Origin of the sequence: Bacillus sp. FJAT-44742 (genome assembly GCF_002797315.1) — a bacterium.
GTDB classification, from domain to species: domain Bacteria; phylum Bacillota; class Bacilli; order Bacillales; family Marinococcaceae; genus Thalassorhabdus; species Thalassorhabdus alkalitolerans.
Map to the genome: position 1 here is coordinate 3,282,004 of NZ_KZ454936.1, position 15,366 is coordinate 3,297,369.

Sequence of the window (15,366 nt, forward strand, 5' to 3'; positions counted from 1 at the left end):
TTACGTCTCCTCCTCAATCGAAATCTTCACATCATATCTTCCCGCTGCTGACCCTTGCAGTGTCAGATCGTATCCAAACGAAATATCTCCCTTGTTTCCATCGTCAGACCAATGGATGGATACTTGATCCGTATTCGCTTCTGTCGCAAGTTTGCCAAAAGGGGTTTCATAGCTTCCGGAGGTCACTTCTCCAAGAAAGAAAGGCTGTCTCATGGAAACAGCTCCTTTACGAATGACCGTGATCTGCTCGTCTCCAACCTTTAACAGCGTATTCACTTCACCGATATCCTTGAGGGTTTCCGTAAAGGTCACATAAATAAAATCATTTTTACGGTACAGTTCTCCTGCAGCCTCTAAATTTATTTGATCCTTTTGCCCTTCTTGGCTTATATTTGTTGTCATTTCTACATAAATCGGTGTTTTTGCATTAATAGGCATGTTTTTTCTCACCTTTCTTTTTAAAAGTGTAGCGATTCCCACCTTGTCATGCAAGGGGAGCCTCACTCCTTTTTATAACTTCCTTTAAGGAGCGCCATTTTCTGTCGGCCTCTTCTTCCTCAAATGCGTGAAATAAAAAAACGTTTGTACACTCTATGTTAGAAAAGGACAACCTATGTATGGCATGGCATAAATAACTATGTTCGTCTTCTTTATGGGAAGATCCTTTTAGAAAGGTGATGGTAACGACTATGATACCATATGTCTGACTAATACACAGTATCAACCTTTTATCACCGGAGAGCAGCCATATGCCTGTTATTAAGGGAGGATACGCTATCCTATCATCCTCTGAAAGGGGAGTTTTATCCTGCAGGCTCCATGTAAAAAGCGGGAGCCTTGATGGCTGTCCCGCTTTTGTATCCTTTATTCCTTTTCCCCAAACCAAACACCTTTTTCCTGCTCTCGGAGGCGGTCATAACCATATACAGCAATCGCTGTGTCCTGTACCCCCGTTCCCGTTAAATCAGTCACCGTTATCTGTTCATCACTTGTTCTTCCTTTTTGGTTCCCGGCAGCCAGTGCTCCAAGCTCAATGATGGAGTCCTCTTCAGAAACCAGACCTGCTTTTTTTGCATGGTGATGTTCACCGAACGTAAACACCTGGTTTACCACATCACAGCTTAAAAGGTCTGCTTTTTTCAAAACCTCTGGATGAAGCTCATTTTTCTCTTCTGCATCTGAGCCCATAGCAGTAATATGAAGCCCCGGCTTTATCCACTCTGCTTGAATGATCGGTTCTTTAGCTGGGGTGGTTGTAATTAGAATATCGCTCTTGGATACTGCTTCTTCTGGATTTTCTACGGCTACCACAGGGATTTTAAACTCTTCCTCCATGTCTCTTTTATACTTCTCAACATGCTCTGGCGTTCGTCCATAAACAACAATCCGCTTAAAATTACGCACCAGACTGAGCGCTTTTACTTGATAACGGGCCTGGGTGCCTGTGCCAATCACCCCTACCGTATCAATTTCATCCTTTGCCATGTATTTGGCTGCCATGGCTCCTGCCACTGCTGTTCTGACATCCGTTAAATAACCGTTATCCTGAAGTACGGCTTCCGGTACACCGGTTTCTGTGCTAAAGAGAAGCATCATGCCGCTCAAGCTGGGAAGACCGATTTTGTAATTATCAAAGAAACCAGAAGATATTTTTAAAGCAAACTTGTCCATTCCTTTAATATAAGCGGTCTTCACATCGACTTCGCCGTTGTTTTCAGGAATGTCCACCCGTAAAATAGGCGGGAGAGTCACCTCTCCCTCCTCGAATCGTTTAAAGCCTTCTTCGATCAATGACAATGCCTTCTTGTCTACCTTTACAATGTCCCGAATATCTTTCTCTGAAAAAATATACAAGCCCATCACTCCTTTTCACAGCTTTCTACCATACTTCTAGATTGCCGTTGAAAAACCTGGCTGAACAATAAGAGAACGAGGGTAATCTACTAAGGTTTCACACCCTTTATCAGTTACAATAAAGGACTCACTTATCTCTACCCCCATATTGTCGAGCCAAATACCAGGAATGAGGTGAAAAGCCATATTGGGCTGCAGAATCGTATGATCGCCGGGTCGTATTGACGCTGTATGCTCTCCCCAGTCTGGCGGGTAGTTTACACCGATGGAATAGCCTATACGGGAATCCTTATTAAATCCATGCTTTGAGATCGTATTCCTCCACACTCCCTCGATCTCCTCACAGGTCAATCCTGGACGGATGGAATCGAGGGTGTTTTCGATGCCTTCTGTCACTGCATAAGCCAGCCTTTGCAGCTCGGCATCCGGTTTGCCCAGTACGACCGTTCTTGCAAGGGGCGCATGATAGCGACGGTAGCAGCCCGCAAGTTCAATGATGATAGGTTCTCCCTTTTTCAGCGGTTCGTCTGTCCAGGTCAGATGGGGAGCAAAGGTAAGCTCTCCCGCAGGGATCAGAGGAACAATGGCCGGGTAATCGCCCCCTATTCCATTTGCTCCCCGAATTTGAGCCGAAGAAATAGCTGCTGCAATGTCACAGGTTCTTGTTCCTTCCTGAATGGCACGAATTCCTTCATTCATCGCTTCCTCGGCAATAGCAGCCGCTCTTTTCATAAAAGTAATTTCCCTGTCTGATTTAATCATTCGTACATAGTTAACCAGGTTTGTTGTATCAGCAAATGCCGCATCAGGAAGTGCTTGCTCTAAATGGTTCATAGCTTTAGCAGAAAAATAATATGCGTCCAGTTCTACTCCGATTCTTTTCGCATGCTTTCCTTTGCTTTTGAGCCACCGTCCCGCTTCATCCATGGGATGCTTGGTTTTGGCATGCACAAATTCGTCCCCGTAGGAAAGCAAATGACTTTCAGGAAGCCACGTGGTCGCCTTGGCCCCATTTACATCCTGGCCCCTTCCAAACCAGTAAGGCTCCGGTTCATCAATAAAAATCATTACCATTTGTGATACATAAAAAGACCAGCCATCATACCCGGTAATGTAATTCATATTGGCCGGATCACTAATTAACAGCAGCTCCACCCCTGCTCGTTCCATTTCCTCTTTCACTTTGATCAAACGCTCGTCATATTCTTGTTTTGGAAAGGCTGTCATTGATCGCATTCGGCTGCCTCCTTTGTCGTTCACTTTACAACCTTGAGAAAAGAGCTGCAGACAACCATCCTCCCTGCAAGGTAAGCTCTTTTTCCTATCTATTTCACGAGAAGATTCCCCTTCAGTCTGTTTTACTTTTACTTTCCCCTGCTGCCGGAAGTCTTTCTTTTGCAGACAGTCATCAATGGTCAGCAGCTTACGGCTTTCTGCTATTCTTTCCATGCAGCAGCCTGCCCAGCTGGTTTTTATCAGCCAAGAGGAATAGCTTTATACTTTTCAATATATTATGTAAGGAATGGAAAGCATGATTACTTTTTAAAAAAGTTTGGACGAGCTTTTGGGCGGAAAATGAACTGGGGATTTAATGGCTGACCCTAAACAGGATTTTCGCAAGAAAAAAAACCTTTTTGGTTCAGGGAAAGGATTTTCTTTTTTAAAACAGAAAGACATAATGTAAGAACCTAATGGCAGGAGGAATAGGATGAAGGATCTAACTGTAAGACACGTGTGGGAAGCAAAAGAACGAATTCAAAGCACGGTTTCTTCTACTCCCCTTCTTTATTCATTGCCTTTATCAAAACGACTGAACGTCCCTGTCTTCTTAAAATTGGAGCAGCTTCACCCGACAGGCTCATTTAAGCTTAGAGGGGCGACAAATATGATCAATAATCTAAGCGAAGAGGAAAAAGCCACGGGGGTGACAACCTTTTCTACGGGAAATCACGGGTTTGCTGTGGCGTTTGCAGCTTCTCGCTCAGGACTTCGAGCTGTCATCTGTATTTCTGAAAATGTGCCCCCATCGAAAGTGGAAGCATTAAGAGAAAGCGGTGCTGAACTTCATATTGAAGGAAAGGGACAGGATGATGCGGAGGCTGCCTGCTACCGTCTTCGGGATGAGGAAGGGTTAACGGTGATCCCTCCTTTTGACCATCCGGACATCATTGCCGGGCAAGGGACCATTGGCCTTGAGATACTCGAGGAACTGCCACAGGTCACGACCGTCATGGGCGGACTGTCCGGCGGCGGACTTCTGTCTGGTGTTGGAATGGTGATGAAGGAAACCGCTCCTGATGCCCAGGTGATCGGGCTTTGTGTAGAAAAGGGAGCTGCAATGGATGAAAGCCTGCTTGCCGGAAAGCCCGTTGTTATTCCGGAACACCCTACTTATGCGGACAGCCTGCTTGGAGGCATCGGACAGAACAATAAATACACGTACAGATGTGTGGAGCAGTATGTCGATCAAAGGTGCCGGCTGTCTGAGGATACCATCGCAAATGGGATGGCTTATCTTTATGAAAAGCACCGGCTGGTAGTAGAAGGTGCAGCGGCCGTCGGAGTGGGGGCTTTGCTTGCCGGAACCGTCCAACCGACCGGACCGACAGTTATCTTAGTGACCGGAAACAACGTTGGAGTCAAAGACCATTTTAAAGCCGTCCACCCCTATATCACGGTGCCTGGCACCTAACGGGGTTGTAACACTACTGTAATAAAAGAAGCCATTGCTTCCACGCAATGGCTTCTTTTACATTCCTATTTCTTTTACTTTTATCGTGTAATCGTCCGGCAACGCTGTTTTCATGTCGGCACAAGCCCTTTCTGCTTCCTCTTTCGTTGTAAAAATAGCATCCTGTTCTAAATGACTTGGAGAAACGCTGAATTCCTCTCCTTGATCGTTGTACGCCACAACCTTATATTGAAGCTGATCTTTCATTGCTATCCTCCTTTTTCAGTCAGAATACAACCATTATGTAAGAAAGGATCCTGACCACCTCTTAAGGTTTTTACTTCCTATTATTCCCTATTCCCTTTTTATTTAATTTTAATCTTTTAACTTTTAAGACAAAATTAATAGTATATGCCTTTGATTCAAAAAAAAGAAGCTCCCTTTTAAAGAGAGCCTCTCTCCACTTGAAAGATTGTTTTGTTTCTTCCGGCGCCAAGCCCTGCGATCACCATGACGACTACAATCCCAACAAAAATGAACAACGGAACAAAAGGAGAACCTGTCATATCAAGGAAAAATCCTATCAACACCGGCCCGGTAGCTGCAAAAGCATAGCCAAGAGACTGGGCCATTCCGGAAAGCTCAGCTGATTCTTTCGGATTTGCTGCTCGTAGTCCAAGCAATGTAAGAGCCAGGCTGATTGAAGATCCCTGCCCAAGACCAATCAGCATTACACTTATAGTAATAAGCACTACACTGCCGCCTGTTAGTAAGCCACAAAGACCTGTCATATAAAGAGCCCCGATAAGCCATATCAATCCTTTTTGATTTTCAATGCGCCCTGCGAGCACAGGGATAAAAAAGGCCATCGGGATACCAGCAAGCTGCATGATAGAGACAAGCCACCCTGCTGTTGCCAGGGGCAGCCCGGCTCCACTTAAAATTTCAGGAAGCCAGGCAATCATGCAATAAAAAAGAAAGGATTGAAAGCCCATAAAAAGAGTGACCTGCCAGGCAATAGCCGAGCGCCATATATTACTTCCAGGAACGGCTTGAGCTTTTCTTTTTACATCAGCCTGGTTTCCTGATGACTGATGAATCTGCGGATACCATAGGATAAGTGCAGCGAGGGCAAGAATTCCCCAGAACATCAGGGAATGCTGCCAGCCTAATTGAAATCCGTCCGCTAACGTGATGGTAAACCCGGAGCCAAGCGCTGCGAAAATAGACATGGACGCCGTGTACACACCGGTCATCAGACCGATTTTAGCAGGGTACCTGTTTTTTATAATGCTTGGGAGCAATACGTTTGCCAGAGCAATGCCAACACCGACAAGAGCCGTTCCAATAAATAAAGCAGACAATACTCCCGTGGACCTGATAAGAATACCGGCAAGTAAAGCCAGCATGCCTGCAAATATCATGGCTTCACTTCCAAAGCGGTATCCCAGCTTAGGAGCAATAAAAGAAAACACCGCAAATGAAAGAAGCGGCAGAGTCGTAATGAAACCAGCTTGTCCATTTGTAATATGAAGATCAGCCCTGATTGCACTTACTACCGGGCCCACAGCAGTAATAGCCGGGCGCAGATTAAAAGATACAAAAAGAATACCAAGGATCAGGATCACTTTGTTTGCAGTCATCCCTTTATCAAATACTAAAGAATGATTATTCATACGTAATACTCCTGTACTTACACTTTTTCTTTTGACAAAACTCTGCAAGCTTTGCTTCTATTACTCTATCACGTTATGAAAAATAGTGCTTACTCATAAAGTTTCCGCTGGTCAGAAGAAGTTCCTTACATGGACGGTGTATACCGGTTCATGATTTTTATTTACCTATGGCCGTCCCTTTTTATGTTGGCATGAAAAAGGAGACTTCTTTCAACTAAGAAAGAGAGCCCCCTTTGATTGTTATTTTTGCGCCCAGCCCAAAATCATTTCTCTAATAAATTTAGCGGCAGCAATTTGTGTTTTTTCACTTGCGTCATAAGCCGGCGCTACTTCTACTAGGTCTGCCCCTACCACGTTCGCCTCTGACCGTGCAATAAAATGAATGGCCTCCAGGAGCTCTTTAGATGTAATGCCTCCCGCTTCCGCTGTCCCTGTTCCAGGTGCGTAGGCCGGATCAAGTACATCAATATCAATGGTGACATACACGGGCCTTCCTTCCAGGTTAGGCAGTTCCTGTTTTAAAGGGTCCGCTACGTTAAACCGGTGGAAGTGCATTCCTGATGTACTGGCGTATTCAAACTCCTCCCTTTCTCCAGAACGAATACCGAAGGAGTATACATTTTCCGGTCCCAGCCACTCGCAAGCCTTTCGGATCGGTGTAGAATGAGAAAGCTCTTCGCCTTCATAGTCTGTTCGTAAATCCGTGTGGGCATCAATGTGGATCACGGCAAGATTTTCATACTTACGGGACATCGCCTTAATAATCGGCCATGTGACAAGATGCTCTCCTCCCAGGCCAATTGGAAACTTTCCATCCTTTAAAAACATGTCTATCGTCTGCTCAATCATATCAAGACTTTTTTGTGGATTTCCAAAGGGAAGTAGAAGGTCGCCTGCGTCGTGATAGGCAACATCTTCTAAATGCTTGTCTAAATAGGGACTGTATTCCTCAAGACCAATGGAAGCTTCGCGAATCTTCCCTGGCCCAAAACGGGATCCCGGCCGAAAGCTGACCGTCCAGTCCATCGGCATACCATACAACACGATGTCACTTTCTTCATAAGAAGGAGAACTGGCGATAAATACTTTTCCAGAGTAGGCTTGGTCAAAATTCCTGATGATAACTTCCTCCTTTGTATTGTGGTGCCTGGCACCCCATTGTGTTATTTCTGATAAAATCCTTGCAGGACAACGATTCCCGCTGAAGTATTATAACAAACTTGTTACAACCAGGCTGGGTGCCAGGCACCCTACTTGATGAGGTCGGTGACAAATTTGGGCAAGGCAAAGGCTGCTGTATGAAGTTCTTTTGTATAGTACTTGGTTTCTATATCGTGGAATCGCTCCTCGGGCACCTTCAACGGATCATGTTTTTTGGAACCGATGGTAAATGTCCACAAGCCACTTGGATAGGTAGGGATATTACATGTATACAAGCTTGTAACCGGGAAGATTTCTTTAACATCAGAGTAGACATTTTTCACAAGATCGCTTTGGAACCATGGGTTATCTGTTTGCGCCACAAAGATTCCATCTTCTTTAAGCGCTTTGTAAATACCTTCGTAAAACCCTTTTTCAAACAGTTTCACAGCTGGTCCCACCGGTTCTGTTGAGTCGACCATGATCACATCGTAATTATTTTCGCTTTCTGCAATGTGCATAAACCCATCTCCAACTTTTACCTCTACGCGTTCATCATCCAAAGCTCCGGCAATCGTTGGTAAGTACTTTTTCGAGTATTCGATGACTTTGCCGTCAATCTCTACTAACGTGGCTTTTTCGACAGATGGATGCTTCAGTACCTCTCTGATTGCTCCTCCATCTCCACCGCCAACTACAAGAACACTTTTAGGTTCTGGGTGAGTAAACAAAGGTACATGCGTAACCATTTCGTGATAAACAAACTCATCTCTTTCCGTGGTCATTACCATTCCGTCAAGAAGCAGCATATTCCCAAACTCTTCCGTCTCTACCACATCGAGCTGTTGATAGTCTGTTTTTTCTGTATGGAGCGTTCGTTTCACTTTCGCTGTAATACCAAATTTATCTGTTTGTTTCTCCGTAAACCAAAATTCCACTGCAAATCACCTCAACTTGAAATAGGTTCTTTCCCGCTTTCCTTCCAGGTCTTCACCCGTTCTTAGCCTTACACTGACGCAAAGAATACCACTCAGACCCCGGTCCGGAAATTAGCATCCAGGGTAAGGGAGTTCTCTCACTACCGGCCAGCAATTCCTGGCTGTGAATAAAGCCTTATCAAAAGCAATGGTTGAACCCTCTTTTTGTTATACCCGCAGGAAGGCAGAGAATGCAAGGTTATTTTTCACTCCTTGTTTAAAATTCTTTCAAAAAACCAAAACTAGAAATAGATTCTATCAAACAGAGAGTTTGTTATCTAAATCTTCCTGTAAGGAAAAGAGGTGTAATGGCATGGATGTCGTAACAAGAAAAAGAAGGCAGCGTCTACAGAAGAAACGGCCGGGATTTATTCGTATGGGATTTCGTCTTACATTATTGGCAGGCATTTTTGCCATGGGAGGAGCACTGTTGGTTGTGCTTTACTCCTTAGGAGCAGGAGCTCCTCCTCTGCAGGTAGAACAGACGACAGTATTTTACGGGGAAGACGGTTCCATCATCGGAGAGAGCCAGGGGGGACAGCAGCGATACTGGGTGAACGTTGAAGAAATTTCGCCTGACCTTATTGATGCTACTCTTGCTATTGAAGATCGCAGATTTTACAGCCACAAAGGATTTGATTTTACAAGAATCGGAGCCGCTGTGGCAGCTAACATAAAATCAGGCTCAAAGGCACAAGGAGCCAGTACAATTACACAGCAGTATGCAAGGAACCTCTTTCTTTCTCATGATAAAACGTGGTCAAGAAAGATTGAAGAAGCTCTTTACGCCCTCCGTCTGGAAATGCACTACGACAAGGAAGACATTTTAGAAGGGTATGTCAATACGATCTATTACGGTCACGGGGCCTACGGAATAGAAGCGGCCTCAAGACTCTATTTCAATAAATCGGCTGTTAACCTAACATTAGGAGAATCCGCCATGCTTGCTGCCATTCCAAAAGGTCCTACCTATTACTCACCGTTTCTGGAACCTGAACGAGCGGAATCCCGGCAGAGAACCGTGCTTGCCGCCATGGAAGAAACAGAAATGATCACAGGAGCTCAGAGAGAGGAAGCGGAACAAGAAGCACTCCCTCTTGTCGACAGTGCAACAGTAACAGATGGCCGTACTGGTCCGTTTTTTCAGGATTATGTAAAGCAGCTTCTTGTTGATGAATATGAGCTCGACCCTCAGCTTGTGGAAGAAGGAGGGCTTCAAATCTATACCACCCTGGATCCTGTGCTTCAAGAAAAGGCTGAAAACCAGCTGGCGGTTGAACTGCCTGCTGATACGGAAATTCAAGGGTCACTTGTATCCATAGATCCCCGCTCAGGAGCTGTCAAAGCGATGGTTGGAGGAAAAAACTATGAACAATCCGCCTTTAACCGGGCGACTCAGGCTATGCGTCCTCCAGGGTCTACCTTTAAACCTTTTTTGTACTATGCGGCTCTTGAGAACGGGTTTACCCCAACCACTTCTTTTGTGAGCGAAGAGAGTACATTCCCGTTTAACGACGGGGAAGATGAATACTCGCCAGGAAACTTTGGAAACCGTTATGCCGATGATTTTATTACGATGGCTGAAGCTTTAGCTGTCTCTGATAACATATTTGCTGTCAAATCCCATTTATTTCTTGGTCCCGAAGCATTGATGGAAACGGCCAAAAAAGCGGGAATTGAAAGTCCTCTTTCTCCCATTCCTTCTCTTGCGCTTGGGACAGAAAACGTAAACCTCCTTGAACTGACTGGAAGTTACAGTCCTTTTGCAAACGGCGGTTACCGAATTGATCCTTATTTGGTTGAAAAAGTGACAGATGGAGAAGGGAACGTGATTTTGGAAACGGAAAATGAGAAAGTTGAAGTGTTTGATCCTTCTTTAGCTTACATTATGACCGATTTAATGACTGGGATGTTTGATGTAGAAATGGACACCTATACCACAGTAACGGGGAGATCCGTCGCACACATGATTAACAGGCCCATTGCAGGAAAAAGCGGCTCTACACCAGCAGACAGCTGGATGGTGGGCTTTTCACCCCAGCTTCTTACAGGGGTCTGGGTCGGATATGATGATAACCGCTCCCTTCACCACGGAGATGAAGGACAGTTTGCAAAGCGAATCTGGGCGCGGACAATGAATGAAGGGCTAGCCGAAGAGCTGAAACTCTCTTTCTCAAGGCCGCCTGATGTCATTGAGGCAGACATTGACCTTGAAACCGGCCTTTTAGGAGCTGAAGCATGCGGCCCCTCGCGAAAAGTTGCTTTCCTTGAAGGGACAGAACCAATTAAATCCTGTACCGAAGAGCTCGAGGAAGATGATAATGACAAGCCGGAAGGGCAGCTTGAGGATGAACTGCCTGAACAAAAAGAAAAATTCTTCGACCGCTTTATCAACTGGTTTGGTGAATAAATTTAAGTGCCAATTTAGGTGCCTGGCACCCTGGGTAAAGCTGTAATATTTGTAATAAAACTAAAACGTGCAAGGATTCGGAAACCCTTACACGTTTTAGTGTCCTAGCTATATTGCGTGTGTGTGTAATGCTAGTTTACTTATATTTTTCCAAAAGAACAACCAGGTAATCCATCTGTTCAAAAATCGTTCATAGTTTGCATAATTGGGGGATGGACAAAACCAGACCTTTATGTTGGGTTACCAAATGAATATTTAAATATTACCTATAAAAAAACCTGTGACTTTTCTCGTGAGTGGTCACAGGTTTTTCACTTCTTTCTGCTGAAATCAGGTTGTACTCAGAGCCTGGTGGAGGTCTTCATCACTATTTTTCCACATCTCTTCACTATGACTTTGCAGAAACTCGGCTAATATTTGCTTTGACTTATCGTCCATCTTATCGACGACAAGTTTTCTTTTTAACGACCTATCCATGTTATTTACATGTTCCGGAAGGCTCTTGTAGCCGCGGCGGATCTCTTTATCAACTGTCATTTCACAGGCTGCTACTCCGGCGTAATACGGCTTGCCATCACGGTGGTCTACGGTCACCCACACAAGCCAGTACAAACGGCCATTTGGCACTTCTTCTTTATTCTTTAAAAACTTAATGCGTTTTTCAATCTCAGAACGAGCATGAAGAGCACCCATATCCACAAAGGCATCTCCACCCTCAGGATCGACAATGACCGGGGAAATATTATTTAAGTTTAACGTCCCGGCTCCGTACCCGCCATGACCATCCGTGGAATCACTGTTTAAAATATTAAATCCGCCGCCTCTTCGGCCGCCCATCTTTTTTATTTCTTCGTTCTTCTTTTTATCGAAAAGGTCCATGTATATAACTCCTTTCAACAGCCTTTTTCTTCTTGAGTTAATGTTTAGTTTATCATAATAGTTCTGCTTTCTACCACTCGAAGGAAAATGACTTTCACTCCTTCTGGCGCTTTTTCTTCACTGAGAGGAGGTGGCTTCACTCACCTTCTATTAAAAAACGCCCGCTGTATCAGCAGGCGGTAATAGTAAGTATCAGCCCTGAGGCCTGTCCTGTCAGACTATCACAGGTAATAAAAAAGAATCATTAATGTTTCAATGAATGTATATAATGATATGCTTCTTCTATATCCTCTTCAGAATAATTCTGCTTTTTCTTTAACGTAAATACCTTTTCCTTCACTTCTGCCTTAGGAAGGTCGTCAAAATAAAGAATCGTAGATACAAGCTCCAAAAACTTTGAAGGATGGGTATTCATGCTTTCTACCATCCCTTTTGCCTTTTCATCGGGCCATTCTAAAGGAAATTTCTTTAAAAATGTTTCTCCGTCTTCTGTAAGGGCATAACGATATTGGTAATAGCCAGCTTTCTTTTCCTTGACCTCTTTTACAAATCCTAAATTGCTCAGCTCCTCCACTCTCAAGGTCAGTTCCTCAGAGTACGGACCAAACATATGGAAATTGTATCTCTCTTGAAAAGGGAGCTTCATTTTTTTGCTGATGTATACCATCTTTTGCAGCTTTTTACGTCCTACGACTTCTCCTGCGTCTTTTAATAACGCCATTACTTTCGCGTGTTCAGTCAGCACTGGCAAGCGCCTCCTCTGCCCAGATAATTCATTTCTGCCATCTATACTTGTCACTTCTATTTCCTACTGTTTCGCCTGCGAAACCTTCCTCTTACGTTTCTAACAAAATTTCTTTAATTCGTTTCTTTTCCTTCTCATGGCCTTTTGTCTCCAGAAGATCCACTGGAAAATACAGCTTGTGATCAGTTCTTTTTTTTCCTGATATGGCTTCGACCACATCTGATTCCCTCGATAACTCTCTAAGCTTCCCATTTGGCATTAACAAATGAATAGGCATCCGCTCTTCTTCTTCTCCCGGCCGGTAAAAATCATAAGGAAGATCCGAGGAAAAATCAATAACAAGATAGTATTCCGGATCAATTTCTGCTTTACGGAACAGTTCTTGAAGTTCGCCCCATTCATTCATGACAAAGTTCTGGTCAAATTCCACATATTTAAACAAGCGGCGGTTCATAAACCGCTGGCACAAATCTTTAAGAATAGCATCCTCTTCATCCTGCCAGGCTTGAAAGTAAAACAATACGACAGATTCATCTAAACGAAGGTACTCTTCTAAAGAGAGGGATTCATTAAAAAAGCCTTTAAAATGGGCGGGTTCCTGTTTAAAATTGTAGCCTTTATCATATAAAACACGTACACGACGCAATATTTTACTTAAAATAACTTCGGCGCTTCTCGTGACTGGATGAAAATATACTTGCCAGTACATCTGGTAGCGGCTCATTATGTAATCTTCCACAGCGTGCATGCCGGTATATTTTACAACAGCCTGGTCTTCTGTAGGTCTCATTACCCGAAGGATACGTTCCATATCAAAATGGCCGTAGCTTACTCCTGTATAAAAAGCGTCCCGCTGGAGATAATCCATACGGTCAGCGTCAATCTGACTTGATATCATGCTGACTACCAGCTTGTTAGGGTAGGTTTTTTCAATAACATCAGCAACCTGCTGGGGAAAATGATCCCCCATCCTTTTAAGAACCTGGTTGACTTCGGTATCTCCTACAATGATTTTTCTCGTCCATGTTTCGTGATCTGTGTGAAATACTTTTTCAAATGAATGAGAGAACGGGCCATGCCCTATATCATGAAGAAGTGCCGCACATAAACAAAGGAGCCTTTCCTGCTCATCCCAGTGGGGCCTGCCTTCGAAGCCTTCAATAATACGACGCATGATTTCATATACTCCCAGTGAATGGTTAAAGCGCGTGTGTTCAGCACCGTGAAACGTGAGGTACGTTGTCCCAAGCTGACGGACACGACGCAGACGCTGAAATTCCTTCGTTCCAACCAGCTCCCAAATGAGTTCGTCACGCACATGGATATAACGGTGCACCGGGTCCTTAAATACCTTTTCTTCTTTCAACGTTCGGTTGCCCTTTCCCATGGCCTACCCTTCCTTTGCCTTCGGTCTTTTTTGTTATACCTCATTATACCTAAGATCGAAACATAGGGAAACCTGTCATTTATGGTGCCTGGCACCGAAGATGGCTGTAACATTGTTTCTTACGCTTTTTCTTTTAAATCAATGATTATTGTGAGCAAAATTGTTACAAAGACTTGAGGTGCCTGGCACCTAAAAAAAAGACTCCTCCGTTAGCGGGAGGAGTCTTTCGTTGCTTCGATATCGGCAGAATTCTCTTTTCTGTCTTCGGATTTTGAAACAACATAGGCGCATGTTGCATCACCTGTAATATTAACCGATGTTCTGATCATATCGAGGAGACGGTCCACACCGATGATTAACGCAATTCCTTCTACAGGAAGGCCTACCTGGTTTAATACCATGGCCAGCATAATCATCCCTACCCCAGGAACACCTGCCGTGCCGATACTTGCCAACGTAGCAGTTAATACGACCAGGACCAAATCTGTAAAGCCGAGCTGCACACCATATACCTGAGCAATAAACACTGTAGCTACTGCCTGCATAATGGCGGTACCGTCCATATTAATGGTTGCTCCCAAAGGCTGCACAAAACTACTGACCGATTTTCTTACTCCCAATGCCTCCTGGGCTGTTTTCATGGATACCGGTAAAGCTGCAGCAGAGCTGGACGTACTGAAACCTAACGTCATTGCCGGGAAGAACCCTTTGTAAAAGCTTAACGGGTTTCCTTTTCCAATTAACCCAATGGCCAGGCTGTACGTAAAGACTGCATGTATAAGGAGAGCACCGATAACCGTGACAATGTACATCACCATAGAACCTAAGGCTTCTAGTCCTGCATCCCCCAGTGCAGAAGCAATCAGGGCAAACGCTCCATACGGAGCGAACTTCATAACAAGGGTTACGAGGAACATGAAGATATCATTTCCCTGTTCAAACAGTTTGATAATTCCTTCGGTTTTTTTACCCAGTTTCGCAAGGGCAATCCCAATAAAGATGGCAAAAGCAATAATTTGAAGCATTTCACCGGCTGCCATAGCTTCAATTGGATTATCAGGAATAATTTCCAGAAGCGTATCCATAATCGGTGGTGCTTCTTCTTGTTGGAATTCTTCTTCCCCGCCTGCCTGCTCCAACAGGCCTTCCTGACCAGGCTGAACGATATACGCCAGACTCAGGCCGATAACCAGTGCAATAGCCGTCGTAGCCAGGTAAAAGCCAATCGTTTTGACGCCAATCCTCCCCAGCTGTACCGGGTCATTTAATCCCGCTACCCCTAAAACAATAGAGATAAAGACAATGGGCACTACGAGCATCATGATAAGGTTGAGGAACAGCTGTCCCACTGGAGTCAAAGCATACGTATCAAGTGCTTCAAACACGTCAGCAGGAACAAAATTCAGCCCTAAACCAACAACGACACCTAATACCAGTGCAATTAATATTTTTTTCGTTAAACTCATAAATATATCTCCTCTCTCAAACGAGGGGTCTGTTTGCTTGCTTGGCTGCTTCCTTACTTCTAAATTCCTTATTTATAAAATTTTTAAACTTCATTGCTTTCTTCAGCAGCCTGAAGCCAAACCCCTTACCAAACAACCGCTATGCGGATACAGATATTAAT

At 44.3% G+C, this 15,366-nt stretch carries 13 protein-coding genes; 2 read left to right on the forward strand and 11 right to left on the reverse strand.

Annotated elements, in window-relative coordinates:
• The 3 genes from CEF17_RS16110 to CEF17_RS16125 form a co-directional block, all read right to left on the reverse strand.
• Complete coding sequence (locus CEF17_RS16110) at positions 1-438, reverse strand: YwiB family protein (RefSeq protein WP_157843067.1); 438 nt, start codon at positions 436-438, stop codon at positions 1-3.
• Between the two features lie 426 nt (positions 439-864).
• A complete protein-coding gene (locus CEF17_RS16120) occupies positions 865-1,860 on the reverse strand; it encodes a cyclodeaminase (protein WP_332835307.1) in 996 nt (331 codons plus the stop codon).
• 30 nt (positions 1,861-1,890) lie between these two features.
• Positions 1,891-3,081, reverse strand: coding sequence for a M24 family metallopeptidase (locus CEF17_RS16125; RefSeq protein ID WP_100400944.1), 1,191 nt, complete (start codon positions 3,079-3,081; stop codon positions 1,891-1,893).
• A gap of 481 nt (positions 3,082-3,562) precedes the next feature.
• Here CEF17_RS16125 and eutB point away from each other — a divergent pair, with 481 nt between their 5' ends.
• Positions 3,563-4,546 carry a hydroxyectoine utilization dehydratase EutB gene (gene eutB / locus CEF17_RS16130; protein ID WP_100400432.1) on the forward strand — a complete coding sequence of 328 codons (984 nt, stop codon included), beginning with the start codon at positions 3,563-3,565 and terminating at the stop codon, positions 4,544-4,546.
• A 57-nt stretch (positions 4,547-4,603) separates the two neighbouring features.
• Here eutB and CEF17_RS16135 read toward each other — a convergent pair whose 3' ends face one another.
• From CEF17_RS16135 to speE, 4 genes are all read right to left on the reverse strand, one after another.
• On the reverse strand, positions 4,604-4,792 hold the full coding sequence (locus CEF17_RS16135) for a hypothetical protein (protein ID WP_100400433.1): 189 nt from the start codon (positions 4,790-4,792) through the stop codon (positions 4,604-4,606).
• Between the two features lie 176 nt (positions 4,793-4,968).
• Entirely contained in the window at positions 4,969-6,201 is a 1,233-nt protein-coding gene (locus tag CEF17_RS16140) for a CynX/NimT family MFS transporter (protein ID WP_232725533.1), read from the reverse strand.
• A gap of 240 nt (positions 6,202-6,441) precedes the next feature.
• Positions 6,442-7,320 (reverse strand): agmatinase, encoded by an 879-nt coding sequence (gene speB / locus CEF17_RS16145; RefSeq protein ID WP_100400434.1) that lies wholly within the window; start codon positions 7,318-7,320, stop codon positions 6,442-6,444.
• A gap of 131 nt (positions 7,321-7,451) precedes the next feature.
• Positions 7,452-8,279 (reverse strand): polyamine aminopropyltransferase, encoded by an 828-nt coding sequence (gene speE, locus CEF17_RS16150; protein WP_100400435.1) that lies wholly within the window; start codon positions 8,277-8,279, stop codon positions 7,452-7,454.
• Between the two features lie 352 nt (positions 8,280-8,631).
• On the opposite strand from speE, the gene CEF17_RS16155 reads away from it, so the two are divergent.
• Positions 8,632-10,728, forward strand: coding sequence for a transglycosylase domain-containing protein (locus CEF17_RS16155; protein ID WP_100400436.1), 2,097 nt, complete (start codon positions 8,632-8,634; stop codon positions 10,726-10,728).
• Between the two features lie 330 nt (positions 10,729-11,058).
• Here CEF17_RS16155 and CEF17_RS16160 read toward each other — a convergent pair whose 3' ends face one another.
• The 4 genes from CEF17_RS16160 to CEF17_RS16175 form a co-directional block, all read right to left on the reverse strand.
• Positions 11,059-11,607: a YwhD family protein gene (locus tag CEF17_RS16160; protein ID WP_100400437.1), complete on the reverse strand. Its 549-nt coding sequence runs from the start codon at positions 11,605-11,607 to the stop codon at positions 11,059-11,061.
• Between the two features lie 244 nt (positions 11,608-11,851).
• Positions 11,852-12,352, reverse strand: coding sequence for a YwgA family protein (locus tag CEF17_RS16165; protein ID WP_100400438.1), 501 nt, complete (start codon positions 12,350-12,352; stop codon positions 11,852-11,854).
• Positions 12,353-12,443: 91 nt separating this feature from the next.
• Complete coding sequence (locus CEF17_RS16170; protein ID WP_100400439.1) at positions 12,444-13,739, reverse strand: HD domain-containing protein; 1,296 nt, start codon at positions 13,737-13,739, stop codon at positions 12,444-12,446.
• A 209-nt stretch (positions 13,740-13,948) separates the two neighbouring features.
• Complete coding sequence (locus tag CEF17_RS16175; protein ID WP_100400440.1) at positions 13,949-15,205, reverse strand: dicarboxylate/amino acid:cation symporter; 1,257 nt, start codon at positions 15,203-15,205, stop codon at positions 13,949-13,951.
• Between the last annotated feature and the right edge of the window lie 161 nt (positions 15,206-15,366).